Genomic DNA, 20,239 nt, shown 5'->3' with positions numbered 1-20,239 from the left:
TGAAAAATAAAAAAGTAAATAATTTCATTTATTAGACATAGAAAAAGTGCGACTCTTTTTAGTCGCACTTTCCACACCTATACATGTTTTGCAAAACTTTGTGTTACCTCTTTTAAAACATCATCCCCGCTTCGATCCCATAAAGATTGATTAATAATCTCTACTTCGATCGGACCATGATAACCTGCATCTTCCACTGCTTTTCTCATTCTATTTATTTCAATGACGCCCTCACCCATCATCGCGCGTCCTTTAAACATATCTGCCATTGGCACTTTCCAATCAGAAACATGAAAGCCTAGAATTCTTCCCTTTGCTCTTTCTATTTCGTGATAAAGATTTGGATCCCACCATACATGATAAACATCGACGATCACACCAACTTCGTTTGCACTATATTTTTCGGCAATTGTAGTCGCTTGGTTTAATGTATTAATAACAGAGCGATCGGCTGCAAACATCGGATGTAAAGGCTCAATAGCAAGCTTTACTCCATGATCTTTCGCATATGGAACTAACTTGTCAATGCCTTCAGCTACTTGAGCTCTTGCAGTGTCGATATCTTTGTCAGCACTTGGTCCGCAAACAAGTACAAGTGTGTCTGTTCCCAATTCAGCAGCTTCCTCGATGGCTCTTTTATTATCGTCTATTTTTTCTGCTCGTTCTTTGGCCGTTGCAGCTGGAAACATTCCACCTCGACATACACTCGAAACTTGTAGCCCAGCATCTTGAATTAATCGTTTTGATTGTTGAAGACCGATTTCTTCTATTTTATGACGCCACACTGAAATCCAAGGTATATCATGACGGACACAACCTTCAACAGCTTCTTGTAAATTCCATTGTTCTGTTGTAATTTGATTAAGACTAAGTCGACTCATTAGTTTGTCATTTGTCATCGGTGACCCTCCTGCTTAACACCCGCTAATTCAAGTGCCAGTTGCATTCTTTTTGTTGCCATTTCTGGATCTCTGAGGAGTCCTGCCTCGTCAGCCATTACAAATAGATCCGATAAATGAACAATAGAGCGCGCACTTTCTTTTCCGCCAATCATACGGAAGTGATCTTGGTGACCGTTTAAGTATGCCATAAAGACAACACCTGTTTTATAGGAGAAGGTTGGTGCTTGGAAAATATGACGTGATAATGGTACCGTTTTTTCCAGAAGTTGATCATATTTTTGAAGATCTCCTGCATCTAGAGCATGCATAGCTGCTGCCGCCGCTGGTGCTATCGCATCAAAGATTCCTAGTAAGGCATGACTATACCCTTTTTCATCACCTTTAATTAATTCTGGATAATTAAAATCATCCCCTGTATACATGCGCACACTATCTGGTAAACGTCTACGCATTTCGATCTCCTTCTGATCATCTAGAAGCGAGATTTTAATTCCATCTACCTTTGATTCATTATCACGAATAATTTGTAAACAGACATCCATGGCCTCGTCTATGTCTTGATGACCCCAATAACCTTTTAATGCTGGATCAAACTTATCTCCTAACCAGTGTAAGATAACTGGCTCTGAAACATTTTGTAAAATTTTATTATAAACGCGTTGATAATCTTCTGGTCCTTTTGCACAAGCTGCAAGTGCACGACTTGCCATTAAGATAATTTTTCCGCCTTCACCTTCGACAAATGAAACCTGTTCTTCGTATGCTTGTTCGACATCTTCTAAAGTAACAGTTGAAGAAACTTCTAGATGATCTGTCCCAACACCACTTGCGATGTTACCACTAACAGACTTAGCTTCTTTAATCGAACGAGATATTAGTTCTTTAGCGCCTTCCCAACTTAACCCCATTCCACGTTGTGCGGTATCCATTGCTTCAGCAACTGATAATCCAAGTGACCATAAGTAATGACGGTATGCCATCGTTTTATCCCAATCAATTTGAGAATGTAAGGTCGGATCTGCGTCAGCTAATGGATCAGCGACCACATGTGCAGCTGAATATGCTGTCCTTTTTTGAAAAGGTTTATCTTTTGGTATGTCAAAAGGTGTGAATGGACTTGCTTCATATGTGTATAGTTTGCGATCCTTATTTGGTAAAATTAGCTTTGTCATTCTACTACCTCCTTACAATTTGATTTCTGGTACATCCACCCAACGTCTTTCTTCCCACGATTTTAAGCCAAGGTCAGATAGTTGAGTACCTTTTGCTCCTTCTAATAAATCCCACGGGAATTCCGCGTCCTCAACTACGTGCTTAAGAAATTGCTCCCATTGTACTTTGAATCCATTGTCAAACACATCATTTGTCGGTACTTTCTGCCATTGTGCTTCAAAATCAAACGGATTCTCAATGTCTGGATTCCAGGTAGGTTTCGGTGTGTTCACACGATGTTGTACTTTACAATCGCGAAGACCAGCTACTGCACTGCCTTCCGTTCCATCGACTTGAATTGTTAATAAATCATCGCGATTTACACGTACCGCCCAAGATGAATTTGCCTGCACGACAACACCATTATCTAATTCAAATGTACCGTAAGCAGCATCGTCTGCTGTTGCTTTGTATCTATCTCCGTTTTCATCTACACGCTCTGGAATATGTGTCGCACCTAAACAGGATACAGACTTCACATTTCCAAATAAATTATCAATCACATAACGCCAATGTGCAAACATGTCAACGATAATACCACCACCATCTTCCTTGCGATAATTCCATGATGGACGCTGACCTTCCTGCCAATCTCCTTCAAACACCCAATAACCAAATTCCATTCTTACGGACAACATTTTTCCGAAAAAGCCGGAATCAATTAATCGTTTTAACTTTAATAAACCAGGTAAAAATAATTTATCTTGTACTACGCCATTTTTCACACCAGCTTCTCTAGCTAATTTTGCTAGTTCAACAGAACCTTCTAAATTCGTTGCCGTCGGTTTTTCACAGTAAATATGTTTTCCTGCTGCAATTGCTTGCTTAATACTATCTGCACGTCGAACGGTTGTCTGTGAATCAAAATAGATCACATTATAGTCATCAGCAAGAGCTGCTTCTAAATCTGTTGAATAACGTTCAATACCATGCGCTTCTGCTAACGCTTTCAATTTTTTCTCGTTTCGACCAATCAAAATAGGATCTGGCATTAATGTATCTTCATTTTTTAATAATACGCCACCTTGTTCTCTAATCGCTTTAATTGAACGAATTAAGTGTTGATTCGTGCCCATTCTTCCTGTTACACCATTCATAATAATCCCGATTTTTTGCTGCGCCATTTTGTTTTCCCCTTTCAATTGCTATGATACCTCTATGTTAACGCAATAAAAAAAATCCGTCTTATTAATCTAAGAACGAATTTCTTAAAATCGGAAATGAATTTATTGATGGGATTACTGGCGACTTCAGCGTATTTACTGGCAACTTTCACGATTTACTGGCAACTTCTAATGATTTACTATCAACTGTGCTTTTGATTGGTCCGATACTTATTAGGTGATATAGCTGTTATGTTTTTAAATGCTCGATAAAAAGTAGATATAGATTCAAAGCCGACCTCAAAACAGATCGATGCAATGTCTTTATCCGTCTCCACTAACATTTTTTTAGCTAATCCTACGCGAACCTCTGTTAAATATTGAATAGGTGTCATATTATACGTTTCTTTAAAAATAGTGTTCATATGTCGCGTACTGATTCCTAATCTTGAAGCAAGATCCTCAGCATGAATCCAGTCATAATAATGGGAATCGATATAATCTCGTAACCGGTCCGCTCTAAGTGTATTCGCATCTTTTGTTTCCCAGTTTTTTTCGCCACGGGAAATCAACAAGAGTAATTGCGATAAATAGATTTTTAGTGCAATCTCCTGATGAAGGCTGTGATTTGATTGTTCATACAGCATAGTCCTTAATAATTGGCGAATCTCACTACTATTAAATGGATTTAATCCAATGAACTTTGATTCAAACAAAGACTTTTCGAACAACTTCTGATTAGTAGAATTAATCACGCGCTGGTCAAAAGCTAATACTAATACCGTTAATTTATGATCAGACACAATCGCATGTGGTGTTAACGGTGTTATAAACGTTAAATGATCGTGTACAAGTTGATATTCTTTTCCATTTAAACGAATTTGTCCTGTACCTTCTAATGTATAAATTAACTGGTACACTTGATGGTGGTGTTCTTCTATTCTGTCCCCTGCATGGTGTTTACTTTCATATAATTGAACACCAAACGGTTCTATTAAAATATCTCTTAGCATACACTTCCCCCACTTATCAGATTATTTTGCATAATTTCTAGTAATTTATCAAGCGCTACTGCGAAAATTAGGAAGTTATGATATATTCTATTATAATGTATTATATTTTAAAAAAGCAAAAAGTGAGGAGATTTCATTATGAAAACCGTAGTTTCCATTGTGTTAGTCGGAATTGGTGGTTATGGAAACGTCTATTTAAAAAGCCTATTCAGCAAAGAAAATGAAAGCGCATTAGTGGAAGGTGTTGTCGATGTTGCTCCAAAAAGGTCGAACTATCATCAAGAAATCATCGATCGAAACATACCTATTTATGATTCATTAGAAGATTTTTATAAAGAAAATAAAGCTGATTTGGCGATCATTTCTACCCCGATTCATTTACATAGGGATCAAGCATGTCTAGCCATGGAAAAAGGTAGTCATGTACTTTGTGAAAAGCCTGCTACCGCAAATCCTAAGCATTTACAGGAAATGATCGAGACGAGAGATCGCACAAACAAAAAATTAGCAATTGGTTTCAATTGGTCATTCACCGATTCAGTACAAGAACTGAAACAAGATATTCTCAAAGGACAGTTTGGTAGACCGTTAAGAATGAAAAGCCTCGTATTGTGGCCACGAAATGCTGATTATTTTAATCGCTCTGGATGGGCAGGGAAAAAATTTAGTCCGAATGGTGATATGATTTTTGACAGTGTCGCTAATAATGCCACAGCTCATTTCTTGCATCATTTATTATATTTATCTGGTGATAAAATTGAAAAAAGTGCTGAAATTGATCAAATTTCTGCCGAATTATATCGTGCGAATCCGATTGAAACATTTGATACTTGTGCCGTTCATTTACATACTAAAAACGACGTGGAGATCATTTATCTTGCATCACATGCCGTGGCGGATGAGCACCGTCCAAAGTACAAGCTAGAATTTGAGGATGCAACCATAACATATCATCCAGATGGCGAGAGAAGTGAAATTGTAGCAAAATGGCATGATGGAAAAGAAAAAGTATACGAGGATCCTGAGCAGAATCATTTAGCAAAGTTAGGGGTCATGATAAAAGCGATCCAATCGGAAGATCAGAGTATATTATGTGGACCTGAAGCAGCAAGAGCGCATGTTCAAGCAATTTACGGCATGCATCAATCGGTTCAAGACATTCCAAATTTCCCGGTGCATTGGGTTGCGTATAATGAAGAAAACAAATTAACAACCGTCCAAGGACTTGATGAAACGTTAAAACAATGCTACCACCAATTTTGCTTACCGAACGACCTAGGCATCGAATGGAGCACAGCGGGAGATATAGTAAAAGTATAAAACAATTTCAGGAAAAAGGGCCTGAGACTATGGTCTAATGTTTTAAATTGACAGCGTTAACAAATAAATGTATACTAAATTTTAAGTTAATATTTTGTGATGAGATTTGGAGACACATTAATTTCTTTGGATATTTTTTAAATTCAAGGGGGTTTAATGTGTCTTTTTTTTTTATCTTAATTACATTTGTTAACAATATAATATGAAGGAGGATATTATGGGTAATTTAAAGAAATCGATCGTTTTATTGCTTGTATCATTGTTACTCGTTTTTATTGGTAGTTTTATTGCTTATCAATCCAATAGTTCTAGTGGAGAGGTGGATGTATCGAGGATATCTTTTGAAACTGCTAGTGGTCAATTATCAGGTCTATTATATAAACCAGACGGAGCTGATGAACAACCGAGACCAACGATCGTTGCAACTCACGGTTATTTAAACTCGGCTGAAATGCAAGCACCACAAGCTATTGAAATGTCTAAAAGAGGTTATGTTGTGTTGGCTTTAGACCAATATGATCACGGTCATTCTGTAGGAACCATGGAAAAACCGATTCCATTCTTCTCCTTCTGGCCGAATTCAATCTATGATGCCGTTCAGTATGTGTATGAACAAGATTACGTATTGAAGGATGAAAATGGTAATGGTATTATTTCTGTTTCGGGTCATTCGATGGGCGGCTTCTCATCTACACATGCGGTTATTCTTGATGAAATGGCTTTTGAAGAAACCGGTATACGAAAAATTAATAGTTATTTAACGATGGGTTCTGATTACCAGTGGATAAAGGCCTTAGAATATAGTGTGGAAGACATTGTTGCTGCGTATGGGCCAAGGACAGCTGGGAAAATCGCAGGTGTTTATGATGAATTTTTCTTTGATGCTGAGGCAGCAGGGGCCGGTCAACCAGTTGTGAAGAAAGATTATGTATCTACGGAAGAAGGACAAGCCTTTTTAGGGAATCCTGAAAATGCAGTCGCTGGTGAAGCTTATCAAGTAGATGATGGGACGAGAATTATTTATCAGCCAAATGAAACACACCCTTGGAATCACTTTTCAATGACTACTACAGGACATGTAATAGATTTTTATGATATGGCATTCGCTGATTATAACAACTTGGTGACTACTGGTGAAGAAAGCCAGTCATGGATGTATAAAGAGTGGTTCTCATTCTTAGCATTAATAGGGTTCTTTTTGCTATTTATTCCTGTGATCAATTTACTAACAAAACTGCCATTCTTAAATAATGTTTTCACATCAAAACCTGCACCACTTCCAGCTCCGAAGACACCTGGTGGTCGGTTAACAAATCTAATTTTAATGTTATTTGGCGCGCTATTTCCAGCATTATTATTCACTACTTTCTACAGTGGAGATATGACAGGAATGAGGCTTGTTCGCCAAGTTAGCATGATTGTTATTCTTGTATCAGCTGTACTAGTTATTTATGCTCTTATTAAAAATGCAAACAAAAATATTAAAGCGGCATCGATATTTATGCTTGTATTGAGTCTGATACAGTATTTTTATTTAAGAAATCAGAGTACACTAATTGATGTCAATGAGTTTTTAGGTGCCCCAACAGGGAATCCTATTGTCTATTGGGCAATTAATGTTGCGATCATAACCTTAATGATTATAGTGGTCCACCATTTTGTTACCAAGAAAGCCGAGGGTGCCACTATAGCAAATTATGGTGTGAAAGCAAGCATAAAATCAATTATTGCTGGACTAACAACAGCGGTTATCGCAGTAATTATTGGTTATGCCCTTCTATTCTTAATTGATGCGATATTCAAGACAGATTTCCGTCTATGGACATTTGCGGTAAAAACATTTGAAGGACATCATGTCGTAGCATTGCTAAAATATGCACCATTATTCTTCATATACTATTTTGTAGTAGGTTTATCCGTTAATATAAATACGGCGAGTAAGAAATTCGAAGGTTTAAAAGGCTACATCGTGGCAATTCTCATGTTTATTGGTGGCTTAATGCTGTATTTAGGCTATCATTATGGTTTATTATTTACCACAGGTGTAGCAGGTTATCCTGCAGAATCACTGTCATCTATTATAGTTATTGGCTTAGTGCCAGTACTCCTAATCGCAGCAGTATTTAATCGATACTTCTATCGAAAAACAGGAAATGTGTACGTTGGAACATTTCTGAATACAATCCTAATGACAATGATTACACTAGCAAATACAGCTTTATATACAATTTTATAAACTATAGAACAGAGAAATGAAATGGATATTGATTGTCCCTTTATAGTAAACAGCAAAACCTGTTTTACTATAAAGGGATTTTTTTAATGATTTTTTAAACTTACTCACTTTTTTACTAACACGATTCTTAGCTTGCCAGTGATGAAGCATATCTTTTTCACATCTCAGTTATTTCTATTTTTTGTAAACTTTTTCGTATTTCTTGAAGAGATTTACCCAAGTTTGCTTCAACTGCGGCAATGTAGGAGCCTTCTACAAGCGGTATGTGATCTGCAAGTTGAACATTGGTAGACTCTGAAAATTCGATTGACATTTCAGCATTCATTTTGGCACTACCTAGATCATACATTAATAATACACCGTTACCGCTATCTACCTGTTCAATCGCATCCTTAATTTTTTCCATACTTGTTCCAATTTTATTGTCATCTGTTCCTGCCGCGACTGCAATTGGTACTCCGGTAATAACTTGCTTTATAAGATCGAAAACGCCATCACCGATCTTTGGACTGTGCGAAATGATAACAATACCTACTTTATCTGACATCGTTTCAATCCCCCACTTCTATTACAGCTACCAATGCTTCAAAAATATAAAAAGAAGACATTGAACCAGGGTCAACGTGACCTAGAGTTCTTTCTTTTAAATAGGAAGCTCTTCCTTTAGTCGCAACCATCTCCCTGGTATCTTCAATTGTTGCCTGGCAAGCTTCGATCATTTCTTCCCAATCTTCTACGTTTTCTGATGCTAAAAATTCAGCAACTTGATACCAGACGTCGTACATTGTCTTTTCACCGAATTCTGCATGCCCTCGCATTTTAATACCTGCAAGTGCTGCATCGATAGCGGCTTTAAAATTTTGCTGATTGACTTCTTTATCTTGCATAGCCATCGACATTTTTAAAAAAGCGGTTCCATATAATGGACCAGAAGCTCCTCCAACTTTAGCTGTTAACGTCATTGCTGCTGACTTTAAAACATCTGCCACCGAATCATAGTCTGTATCATCAATTTTATTTACAACTTCATTGAAGCCTCGAGCCATATTAATACCATGGTCTCCATCTCCAATCGCTTGGTCTAATGCTGTTAACTGCTCTTTATTTTCTTCCATCCTTTTCTGAATTTCTTTCATCCATTGTTTCGTTTGTTCAACCGTTAAAATAATCATAGTTTGCTCCTTTATTTTTTATTACGATACTAAACTTTTATTTCAGTTAAACCCTAAATGCTAAAGCCTTTGAATTAGCGTTTAATCCATCTTTTAGCTGGTCATCTAATTTTAACAGAGTAATAGAGAAACCGGACATTTCTAAAGCTGTCATATATTCTCCTATCCAAGTTCTATAAATAGTAATCCCTTTATTTTCTAATAATTTGGCTACTTGACGCTGAACAATATAAAGTTCCATTTCTGGTGTTGCTCCCATACCATTAATCATAACGGCAACTTCACTGCCCTCAAATTCAATGTCTAGTAAAATTTTTTCAAGCAAAGTAGCAGTAATCTGATCTGCAGATTGTAATGATACTCGCTCTATCCCAGGTTCTCCATGAATACCAATTCCTATTTCCATTTCATTATTTTCTAATGCAAAACTGGGCTTTCCAGCTGCTGGAACTGTACAAGCTGATAAAGCTACACCCATTGAACGTACATTTGCTATCACTTTATTTGCTACAGCTTTAACCTCTGCTAAACTCGCCCCAGTTTCTGCTAAAGCACCAGCAATCTTGTGAACAAAAACCGTACCAGCAATACCTCTTCTACCGGTTGTAAAGGTACTATCTTCGACAGCAACATCGTCATTTACAATGACCTTTTCAACGTTAATGCCTTCTGCTTCTGCTAATTCTGCGGCCATTTCAAAATTCATAACATCTCCGGTGTAATTCTTAATGACCAGCAAAACACCTGCCCCGCTATCCACAGCTTTAATTGCTTCTAACACTTGATCAGGGGTGGGAGATGTAAATACTTCGCCTACAACTGCTGCATCTAACATTCCCTCTCCGATATAACCAGCATGTGCTGGCTCATGGCCACTTCCTCCACCACTTACTAAACCCACCTTATCTTTAATCGGTGCATCCTCTCTAACTAACACAGTTGTATTATCAATTCGTTTGATAGAATCTGCGTGTGTCGTTACAATACCATCTAACATTTCTTCCACTACATGATCGACATTGTTAACCACTTTTTTCAAAACAGATCACCTCTATTTTTAATATAGTTTCATCGTAAACAAAAATGAATAAAATTACCAAGAATAACGGCTCCAAACTGACAAAATTTTTCTGGACACTTTTGTTAGTTTATTGGACACTTTTCATCATTTGTTGGACACTTTTTCAACTTTACTGGACACTTTCAAGATTTTATTGGACACTTAATAACATTTATTGGACACTTTAACTATTCCAACGATAAGAAAGCCGTGAGATGTTATCTCTCACGACTTTGTTGGATGAACTGCTTCGTAAATGAATTGCTCTAACTCCACTGTATAATTTTCGGTTTCTTGATCTGACCATTTTAACTGTTGCGCCATTTCGGCTATAACTGCCTCTTTTTCTTGCTTTACCCAGTCAATATCAAAGAATAAAGCACCTGTTCTACGAATAAAGAAGTCAATCGGCTTACATGTCGCTTCATATTCAATACTGTAGTTAAGCATCGCATTTGTGACTGGATTCATTTGCTTATCATCTTTCAATTGCTGATAATAATCGAATACAACCGGTACATTTGAGCCATATCGTTGAACAAGCATATCTGCTTCTTGTTCTGACAGTCCTAAATGTATACCTTTAGCCACTTGCTCTTTTTTATATTCGGTAAAACCTTTTGATCCACCAACATCCCCGCCTGATAGTGGTAAATGTTTCGTATCACTTGGATAGAAAACTTTCTGTTCCGATTTCACCATTTTATCGCGAATCACATTCACGACATCTTCTGCCATTTTACGGTAACCAGTTAGTTTACCACCAGCAATCGAGATTAAGCCTGATGCCGATTCAAAAATTTCATCTTTACGTGAAATTTCGGAAGGATCTTTGCCCTCTTCAAAAATCAATGGACGTAATCCAGCCCAGCTTGACTCCACATCATCTGCCGTAATTTGAAGGTTAGGAAACATAAATTCAATCGCCTTTATAACGTAATCCCGATCAGACTCTGTCATAGTAGGATGAGCAATATTTCCTTCATAAACGGTATCTGTTGTCCCTACATATGTTTTACCATCCCGTGGAATTGCGAAAACCATTCTTCCGTCTGGCGTATCAAAATAGATAGCCTGTTTTAACGGAAAACGAGATTCATCAAATACTAAATGAATTCCTTTCGTTAAGCGAAGTCTTTTACCTTTTTTGGAATGATCTTTTTCTCGAAGTGTGTCAACCCATGGGCCTGCAGCATTAATAACATACTTTGCTTCTAATTCATGTATTTCATTTGAAAGTTGATCCTCGATTTGCACACCTTTAACACGCTCATTCTCATAGACAAGTTCTTTAACTTTGGCATAATTTAATGCGAGTGCACCATTCTCGACAGCTTTTTTCATAACTTCCATGGTCAAACGGGCATCATCTGTACGATACTCAACATAATACCCTGCACCTTTTAATCCTTCACTTTTTAACAATGGCTCACGCTTCAAGGCTTCATCTTTGCCAAACATTTTACGACGTTCCGACTTTTTCACACCTGCAAGAAAGTCATAAACACGCAAACCAATATTGGTAGAGAACGGACCGAATGTTCCACCTTGGTAAAACGGAAGCATCATCCACTCTGGTGTCGTAACATGTGGACCATTTTCATAAACGATTTCTCTTTCCTTACCTACTTCTGCAACCATTTTCACTTCGAATTGCTTTAAATATCGTAAGCCACCATGAACTAATTTTGTGGACCTGCTTGATGTTCCTGCAGCAAAATCTTGCATGTCCACTACAGCTACTTTTAATCCTCTTAGAGTTGCATCAAGTGCAATACCTGCTCCGGTAATGCCTCCCCCGATAATAATCATGTCGAGAGAGGTTGATTTTATTTTATCGTATGTTTCCGATCGTTTTTTACTTGATAAAGTCATAGATTACGCCCCCATGGTTCATTTTATTATTTAAAAACTCTAGTCGCTTTCACTGCTTTTTTCCAACCACTGTATAAATCAATTCTAGTTTCATTTGACATCTGACTATCAAAGCGTTTATTAATTTGCCATTGATTACTTATTTCTTCTCGGTCATTCCAATATCCTACTGCCAAACCAGCCAAATAGGCTGCCCCTAGTGCCGTAGTTTCTGTCACTTCAGGTCTTTCAACGGGCACATCGACAAGATCACTTTGAAATTGCATTAAAAAGTCATTTGCTACAGCTCCGCCATCTACTCGTAATGATTTAACATAGGTGTTTGAGTCCTCGATCATAGCATTTAAGACATCTTTCGTTTGATATGCTAAGGATTCTAATGTAGCTCGGATGAAATGTTCTTTCGTTGTTGCTCTGGTTAAACCAAACATCGCACCTCTTGCATCACTATCCCAATAAGGTGTACCTAAACCAACAAAAGCAGGCACAAGATAAACACCTTCTGTCGATTCAATTCTTTTTGCATATTGTTCTGTATCTTTCGCAGATTTGACCATTCTTAAACCATCTCTTAACCATTGAACAGCTGAACCAGCTACAAATATGCTTCCTTCTAATGCATACTCTACCTTGCCGTCTACTCCACATGCTAGAGTGGTTAATAAACCATGATCAGAGCGAACAGGCTCTTCACCAGTATGCATTAACATAAAGCAACCAGTGCCATACGTATTTTTAACCATTCCTCTTTCGAAACATGCTTGACCAAATAAGGCTGCTTGCTGATCACCAGCTGCTCCAGCAATCGGAATATTCTCACCAAAGAAATGATAATCAACTGTTTCCCCGTAAACTTCTGAAGAAGACTTTACTTCTGGCAGCATACTCTTAGGAACACCTAGTATCTCTAAAAGTTCGTCATCCCATGTTAATTCATAAATGTTATACATTAACGTTCTCGAAGCATTTGAATAGTCCGTTACATGGACTTTTCCACCAGTTAATTTGTAAATAAGCCACGTATCAATCGTTCCGAATAATAACTTTCCTTGATCCGCTTTTTCTCTTGCACCTTCGACATGGTCCAATATCCATTTAACTTTTGTTCCAGAAAAGTAAGCATCAACTAGTAAACCTGTTTTTTGACGGAAAGTGTCTTGATGTCCTTGTTCTCTCAATTCACGGCAAATTTCCTCTGTCTGACGTGATTGCCATACAATTGCTTTGTAAATAGGCTTCCCAGTATCTTTATCCCAGACCACTGCTGTTTCCCGTTGATTTGTGATCCCAATGCTTGCGATCTGTGATGCCTCAATATCTGCTTTTCGAATCACCTCAGCAATACATGCTAAAACAGATGTCCAAATCTCATTTGCATCGTGCTCTACCCATCCTGATTTAGGAAAAAATTGTTCAAACTCCATTTGAGCTGATTCTACAATTTCCCCTTTTTGATTAAATATAATAGCTCTTGAACTTGTCGTACCTTGATCAATCGATAAAATAAATTTCTCCATAAGAACCCTCCTCTTTTTAAAAACGTTTCCCAACTAAACAGAAGTCGAAACGATATGTGAGAAAACATTGCTCCTTTTGCGTATAAAAAAGTCCACACAACTTGTTATATTCTCCAATAATAATGAAGAATATATACGTAGCTGTGTGGACTCCTTGTCTCCGGCACATTTTTTAACTTTTAGTATACCTATATGTTATTACAAAATTACCTGCATTGTCAATGAGCCTTAGGAAGAAATCATGAAGTAGCTACTACGATTTGATGTTGGTCCTTATATAGCTGACCATTTACTTTTATCGCTCTTTGTTCTTGCTTTGGCAAATGTAATGTAATTTGATCGAATGGAAGCTTGTAATCTCCAGCTATTTCTGTCTTAATATCAACAAATTGTTCATCACATTCCATCTTCACTTTAATGTACGTATATTCGCCATCTTGGTAATTCATTGTATTTCCGTCATCTTCATAAATCCATTCTTCTATTTCACCATTATTTTGGAAAGGAAATAGTAACAAACCGCGTTCCTCTTTACTATCTTTAAAGCTTATTTCACCATCTCTAATTGGTAAAATAGAGCCTGCTTGAGCATACATTGGAATCTTATTCAACGGAGCTTCTGTAGTTAAGTTTGTACCACCTTCATAATAGGTATCAGATTCAAGGTCATACCAGCCGTGCTGATTTTCAGGTAAATAAACGTCTCGCTCTGTTGCACCTTGCTCCACTACATTACAAATTAAGAGTTTTTCTCCTAATAAAAAATCATCATTCTCCGTAAAAGTCTTTTTATCTTGATCAAAATGATAAAGAGTTGGTGTCAATATCGGTTTATAATCTTTATGCGCTTGGTGTACAGTTTGATAAATAAATGGTATCCACTTCACGCGTTCTTTCATTAATCCACGGATTAAATCTAAGTATTCTGGATACATCCATGGTACGTTTACAGTTTTGTCCTCATTCCAAGAATGGATGGTAAACCGCGGATGGAAAATACCATTTTGAATCCAACGTATTAGTAATTCCGGATCAGGTGCTTTACCTGAGAACCCACCGACATCATGCCCGAAATTATAGACACCACTCATACTTAAACTTAGACCCATTTTGATGTTATATCTAATCGTTTTCCATTCCGTGAAATTGTCACCTGACCATGTTTGTACATATTTTTGCATCCCTGCTGCACCAGATCGTGATATTAAATACGGTCTTGTGTTCGGATAAAATTCACGTTGCGCTTCATAAGAGGCCTTCATCATCAACATTGTTTGAATTGGTTTGATATAACTTACAGGAATCGTATTGCCAAAACCTTCTGCCTTGGCTTCTTCATCCCAAATTTCATATTCATTATTGTCATTCCATGTAGAATCAATCCCATATGACAATAATTGTTCTTTAATTTTTGCTTTCCACCAATCAAACGCCTCTTTATTAGTGAAATCCAAATAGGAGCCAATGTCATCCCAAAACTGCGAAATTTCTGGTTGTTCTGAATCTTTTGCTTTAATGAAATATTTCTTTTCAGCTAGTTCTTCGTATAAAGGATGATCCTTTAACAAAACTGGTTTGATATTAGCACATAGATTTATACCATTGTCATGAAAATTATCAATCATATCAGTTGGTGATGGTATTTTTGAATAATCCCAATTAAATACATAACGTTTATCACCAATGCTTGTATAACCAGACGATAACTGGAACGAATCGCATGGAATATCAAATTCTTTACAGGAATCCACAAATTTCTTTAATTGCTCTTGAGCATCTGGTGCATCTGTATAAGTCATAGTAGACCCTGAATAACCTAGACTCCATTTTGGTGGCATAATCGTTTTTCCAGTAAGTTTTGAAAAGGATTCGACCACATCTTTAACACGCGGACCTAAAATAAAGTAATAATCCAAATCGCCTTTAGCGGCATGATAATATCGGTACAAACCATGATAATTGTCTAATTCATTACCCAAGTCAAAAACGGAATCACTATAATTATCATAATATAATCCGTAAGCAACCTCAGTTTGCTCATTGTAAGTGATATAATATGGAATATGTTTGTATAAAGGATCCGTATTTTCGGCATCATAACCCATCGCATCAATTGTTTTCATACGATATCGTTTCCCTACTTTATTAAAAGGGCCACCCTTTTCACCTAGACCGTAATAATTATCATGCTTATCTCTTTCCAAATAATGATAAACACCAGTTCCTAAACTATCGTTGAAATTATAATTTTGCGTCTTTCTGTCATTTGCAATATTGATCCATTGATTGTTCACCTTAGTAAACCACTGGAATTTTAATCCTGTTAGTTCAATTACAACTCGTAATTGATTGGTGTATATTTCTACTTCTTTCTCTCCTTGAACAATCTCAAAAGCTGGTAAAGAAAAAGGAGATAAGTCCGATTTATCACGGCCTTCTGCACTTACATCCTCAGCACCTGGAGTAATCGTCCATGTTCGTTTTAAAAGTGGATGATCTTCTTTAGGAATATATACTCTAAAAACATCTTCTTCTAATATATAAACATGTGCCTCTATTTCATTGGATTTTAATGTTACTGTATTGTTTTTAACTTTATCTACTTGGAAATGTACATCTTTTATCATATTTAAACCTCACTTTTTTTCATTACATTAACCCAAATAATCTTGGGATTAATAAGCTGATCCATTCAAAATACGTGACTAACAGTAATGCGATAACCATTGGAATATATAATTTAAACAATGGCCTGATTACCGATTCAATTGAGACATTGGCAACACTACTACCTACAAATAATGCACTACCAACCGGTGGTGTTGTTATCCCGATACATAAGTTAAATATTAATATTACGCCAAAATGAACAGGATCGATTCCAATATTTGTTGCTATCGGAAGGAAAATAGGTGTAAATATTAAAATAGCTGGCGTGATATCCATGAAGATTCCAACTGCTAATAAAATGATGTTCATTAAAAGCAAAATAATAATTGGATTATCCGATATCGAAAGTAGTATATCTGTTATTTGTTGTGGGATTCCAGCATAAGCCATCACCCAAGACATAATCGATGATGCTCCAACTAGAAACAACACAATACCAGTCATCACTAACGTATCTTTCAAAACATTAGGTAAATCTGCTATTTTAATTTCTCTATAAAAGGCAGCTAAAATTGCTGAGTATAAAACTGCTACTGCTGCACCTTCTGTAGCAGTAAAAATTCCGGCTACAATTCCTCCAATAACCACGACGATTAAAGAAAGACTTGGAAGAGAATCCAGGATTACTTTAAGACCTTGTTTAAAAGTGACCTTATCTGCAATCGGATACTTTTCTTTTTTTGCGATAAAATAAGCAACGATCATAATCGATAAACCCATTAAAATACCTGGCAGATATCCTGCCATAAATAGAGCTGAAATGGATGTACCTCCACTTACTAATGAGTAAACGATGAAAGCTGTAGTAGGTGGAATTAACAATCCTGTCGGTGCGGATGCAATATTAACCGCTGCAGAAAAAGACGGATCATATTTTTCTTTTTTTTGTAGCGGGGTCATTACACTACCGATTGCTGCTGCAGAAGCTACAGCTGAACCTGAAATAGATCCAAATAGCATATTACCTACAACATTTGTATGGGCTAAAGAACCAGGCATTCGACCAACAAAAAGTTTTGCTAAATTAATTAATCGAATAGCAATCCCACCATTGTTCATGATACTGCCAGATAACATAAAAAAGATGATGGCAAGAAGTGTAAAGCTATCGATACCTTCAAATAACTTTTGCGCCGCTGTAAACGTAATGATATCTAAAGGTACTAAAGTTAAGGCAGCTAATAAGGAAGAAATTCCGATTCCAACAGAGATAGGAACACCTATCACTAACATAATAAAAAAGGATCCAAATAATACGATTGTAGCTAATAAACTGGTATCCACCTTATTCACCTTCTCCCTGATTAGTTTGGAAATAATTTTTTACGTTTAGTAATTTGTACATAATAATGAGCACACCACTGATCGGTAAAATTGTATAAACAAGCCCTTTTTGTATTCCTAGTATTGGCGTAGTTTGAGACATTGTTGTGTTTACTGCATCCATACCACCCTGCAACAAAATAACGACAGCAAAAAATACAACAAAAAGGTCATTGATAATAGTAATGATTAATTTTCTGCTGCCTGATAATTTATTAGTAACAAACGTTAATGCTAAATGTTTATTTGATCCAAAAGCATAACAAGCTCCTAAAAGAGACGTCCACACTAATAAAAAACCTAACAATTCATTCGTAAATGTACTCGGATTTTGCAGAACATAACGAGTAAAAACCTGCCAAAGAGCTCCTAATACCAGGACAACTAACAAGGTGGAAGCCACTATTAAAATCGTACGGTCCAACATCTTTTTTATTTTATCTACCAACATGGAGTATATTCTCCTTTTTTGTTATGATTTATCATTAAAAGAATTAACTTTCTGTCACTCTAACCGAACGCCAAAATCCTTTAATCTAGTTCTATCCAACTTCACAAAATAAATGTATGAATAGAGACACTCGAAGAGAGCGTCTCTATTTTTCAAAAATTATTGATCAAGTTCATTAATTGCATCAATAATTTCAGCTAATTTTTCGTCTTCTTTCATTTCCTCATGTAACGGTTGTACTGCTTCAATAAATGGTTCTTTATCTACTTCGTTGAATTCAACACCCATTTCTTCTGCTTCAGTAACAGCTTCTTCAAGTGCTTGATTCCATAATTCAGTATGTTCTTTTCTTGTTTCATCTGCTGCTTCATTAAAAGCTGTTTTCTCCTCTTCTGATAAGCTATCCCATAAATCTGTACTAACAATTAAGATATCTGGAATATTTGTATGTTCAGAATAAGAGAAGTTTTTAGCAACCTCGCCATGCTGTCCTGTTGTTAAAGCAGTTGGATTACTTTCAGCACCATCAATAACACCTTGCTGTAATGATGTGTAAATTTCGTTATATCCTAATGGAGTTGGTGTACCTCCTAATAAATCCACCATATCAATTGCTGTTTGGCTATCCATAACTCTGATATTTAATCCTTCTAAATCAGCTGGCGTTTCAATTGGTGTATCAACTGTATAAAAACTACGAGCACCAGAGTCAAAATATGAAAAGCCAACAAAGCCATTATCTGCAGTTGATTGATAAATATCTTCAACAACGTCTGATTCCATTACATTTCGATAATGCTCGTTACTTGTAAAAATGTAAGGTAATGAGAAAACAGCAAATTCATCCGAAAACGATTCCAAAGCCCCTGCACTTACTTTTGTCATTTGAACACTGCCATTTTGTACTTGTTCTAATACTTCCGATTCAGAGCCTAATACACCATTCGGAAATATTTCAATTGTAGTATTACCGTCTGTTTTTTCTTCTACACTTTCAACAAATGTTGTTAATGCTTGATGAATAGGATGATCTTCACTCAAGTTATGCGCTAATCTTAATTCCCTAGTTTCACTTCCTGATTGTGATTCACCTTCATTACTCTCTTCTGATGAATCATTGCTTCCACATGCTGCTAATAATCCGATTAACAAAATCAAAATACCAACTAATTGTTTTTTCATTGTAACCCTCCTGAAAATATTTTCTTATTTTATTTAGTGACTCAACAAACTAATTCTTTCTTAAAAAAAGATCCACCTCCTAATTTAAACGCAAAAAAAGACCCATGACTAAGTGAAGGTAAGCGCAATTATATTTGTTTAATCGCATACCTTGTAAAGTTTGGATCTCCGTTTTCTCCGCAATAAATATTATTAACTTGTACGACAATAATATACAATAACTAAAACGCTGTCAACCAACTTCCGCTTTTTTTCTACAAAATCTTCAAAAATTCGAGTAATTACCACGCTCCATTACTATTTTAGTCGATATAAATCTTCATTAGAAGTGGTAATGGCGATAGCACCATTCTTAAGCGCTTGTTCTATATCTGCTTCTGTCTTAATCAAGCCTCCTGCTATTACCGGAATGCCAGTCCGTTCTGCAATATCACTGATAACTGAAGGGATAATTCCTGGTAAAACTTCTATATAATCTGGTTTTGTTTTTTTTATTAATTCAATATTTTTCTCTAGTGCTGAGCTATCAATTGCAAACAACCGTTGGATCGCTACAATATTACTCTTTTTAGCCATCGCAATCACATTTGCTCTTGTTGATATAATCCCATCCACTTTCACATGACGCACAAGAAACTCCATTCCATATTGATCTACTTTTAAGCCATTTATCAGATCGGCATGTACAAATATTTTCTTTTGGAATTTTCTAGCATAACTAACGATTTGAGGTAATTGTGCCACTCTTGTTTCTAGAATAATGATTAAGGGATGATCACTTTTAAGTATTTTTTCAAAGTCCTTTATTTTTCTTACAGCAGGTAATATTCCTTCGACCTTCATATCTTCTTCTCTCCTCTCATCTATAGTAGAGACATTTGCGAATATCGCTAAATTATCATAAACTTATATTAGTATAGGTATTACTCTCTATATAATCATACATGATTTTCAGACTATTAAGACATTAAAGTGAAATCATTATTCATTTTTTAAAAATCATGTTATGATAGGTTATGTGCCTATTTTTTGTCGCATTTTTATGTTTTTCGATTCTTTCTGACAATTGCGGAATCGATTGTTCTGTTTACGTCCTCTAACCAATTCCAGCCAAAAAATCTATTGTAGTTATAAGATGCTCTAATCTAAACATTCAATGAACGACACAAACAAATTAATCATTAAGAAAACATCTTATCAAAT

The 20,239-nt window shown here is 36.3% G+C and carries 16 protein-coding genes; 2 read left to right on the top strand and 14 right to left on the bottom strand.

Annotated elements, in window-relative coordinates:
- Positions 1-77: 77 nt before the first annotated feature.
- The 4 genes from BN3107_RS05400 to BN3107_RS05385 all read right to left on the bottom strand — a co-directional run bounded on the left by BN3107_RS05400 (position 78) and on the right by BN3107_RS05385 (position 4,230).
- Entirely contained in the window at positions 78-899 is an 822-nt protein-coding gene (locus BN3107_RS05400) for a sugar phosphate isomerase/epimerase family protein (protein WP_058306600.1), read from the bottom strand.
- Positions 896-2,074, bottom strand: coding sequence for a dihydrodipicolinate synthase family protein (locus BN3107_RS05395; protein ID WP_058306599.1), 1,179 nt, complete (start codon positions 2,072-2,074; stop codon positions 896-898). Before BN3107_RS05395 ends, BN3107_RS05400 begins: the two co-directional genes overlap by 4 nt.
- Positions 2,075-2,086: 12 nt before the next feature.
- On the bottom strand, positions 2,087-3,238 hold the full coding sequence (locus tag BN3107_RS05390) for a Gfo/Idh/MocA family protein (RefSeq protein ID WP_058306598.1): 1,152 nt from the start codon (positions 3,236-3,238) through the stop codon (positions 2,087-2,089).
- A gap of 182 nt (positions 3,239-3,420) precedes the next feature.
- Entirely contained in the window at positions 3,421-4,230 is an 810-nt protein-coding gene (locus tag BN3107_RS05385; protein ID WP_058306597.1) for a helix-turn-helix transcriptional regulator, read from the bottom strand.
- Positions 4,231-4,368: 138 nt separating this feature from the next.
- Here BN3107_RS05385 and BN3107_RS05380 point away from each other — a divergent pair, with 138 nt between their 5' ends.
- On the top strand, positions 4,369-5,550 hold the full coding sequence (locus tag BN3107_RS05380) for a Gfo/Idh/MocA family protein (protein WP_058306596.1): 1,182 nt from the start codon (positions 4,369-4,371) through the stop codon (positions 5,548-5,550).
- Positions 5,551-5,767: 217 nt separating this feature from the next.
- Positions 5,768-7,786, top strand: a complete 2,019-nt coding sequence (locus BN3107_RS05375; RefSeq protein ID WP_058306595.1) for a serine aminopeptidase domain-containing protein — start codon at positions 5,768-5,770, stop codon at positions 7,784-7,786.
- Positions 7,787-7,943: 157 nt separating this feature from the next.
- Here BN3107_RS05375 and dhaM read toward each other — a convergent pair whose 3' ends face one another.
- The 10 genes from dhaM to BN3107_RS05325 all read right to left on the bottom strand — a co-directional run bounded on the left by dhaM (position 7,944) and on the right by BN3107_RS05325 (position 19,879).
- Positions 7,944-8,333 (bottom strand): dihydroxyacetone kinase phosphoryl donor subunit DhaM, encoded by a 390-nt coding sequence (gene dhaM / locus BN3107_RS05370; protein ID WP_058306594.1) that lies wholly within the window; start codon positions 8,331-8,333, stop codon positions 7,944-7,946.
- A 4-nt stretch (positions 8,334-8,337) separates the two neighbouring features.
- A complete protein-coding gene (dhaL, locus tag BN3107_RS05365; protein WP_077065053.1) occupies positions 8,338-8,958 on the bottom strand; it encodes a dihydroxyacetone kinase subunit DhaL in 621 nt (206 codons plus the stop codon).
- A gap of 46 nt (positions 8,959-9,004) precedes the next feature.
- A complete protein-coding gene (gene dhaK, locus BN3107_RS05360; protein WP_058306593.1) occupies positions 9,005-9,997 on the bottom strand; it encodes a dihydroxyacetone kinase subunit DhaK in 993 nt (330 codons plus the stop codon).
- Between the two features lie 246 nt (positions 9,998-10,243).
- The gene (locus tag BN3107_RS05355) at positions 10,244-11,893 is read right to left on the bottom strand and encodes a glycerol-3-phosphate dehydrogenase/oxidase (protein WP_058306592.1); all 1,650 of its coding nucleotides are present in this window, start codon (positions 11,891-11,893) and stop codon (positions 10,244-10,246) included.
- Positions 11,894-11,919: 26 nt separating this feature from the next.
- Positions 11,920-13,410, bottom strand: a complete 1,491-nt coding sequence (gene glpK / locus BN3107_RS05350; protein WP_058306591.1) for a glycerol kinase GlpK — start codon at positions 13,408-13,410, stop codon at positions 11,920-11,922.
- A gap of 239 nt (positions 13,411-13,649) precedes the next feature.
- The gene (locus tag BN3107_RS05345; RefSeq protein ID WP_058306590.1) at positions 13,650-16,037 is read right to left on the bottom strand and encodes a glycoside hydrolase family 31 protein; all 2,388 of its coding nucleotides are present in this window, start codon (positions 16,035-16,037) and stop codon (positions 13,650-13,652) included.
- Positions 16,038-16,059: 22 nt separating this feature from the next.
- Positions 16,060-17,364 (bottom strand): TRAP transporter large permease, encoded by a 1,305-nt coding sequence (locus BN3107_RS05340; RefSeq protein ID WP_077065052.1) that lies wholly within the window; start codon positions 17,362-17,364, stop codon positions 16,060-16,062.
- Position 17,365: 1 nt separating this feature from the next.
- Positions 17,366-17,854 (bottom strand): TRAP transporter small permease, encoded by a 489-nt coding sequence (locus BN3107_RS05335; RefSeq protein ID WP_082631236.1) that lies wholly within the window; start codon positions 17,852-17,854, stop codon positions 17,366-17,368.
- A 159-nt stretch (positions 17,855-18,013) separates the two neighbouring features.
- Complete coding sequence (locus tag BN3107_RS05330; RefSeq protein ID WP_058306589.1) at positions 18,014-19,036, bottom strand: TRAP transporter substrate-binding protein; 1,023 nt, start codon at positions 19,034-19,036, stop codon at positions 18,014-18,016.
- Positions 19,037-19,333: 297 nt separating this feature from the next.
- Entirely contained in the window at positions 19,334-19,879 is a 546-nt protein-coding gene (locus BN3107_RS05325) for a glycerol-3-phosphate responsive antiterminator (RefSeq protein WP_058306588.1), read from the bottom strand.
- Positions 19,880-20,239: the final 360 nt, after the last annotated feature.

Source organism: Gracilibacillus massiliensis, from assembly GCF_001458115.1.
In the GTDB taxonomy this organism is placed as follows: Bacteria; Bacillota; Bacilli; order Bacillales; family Amphibacillaceae; genus Gracilibacillus; species Gracilibacillus massiliensis.
This window is presented reverse-complemented; position numbering and strand designations above follow the sequence as displayed.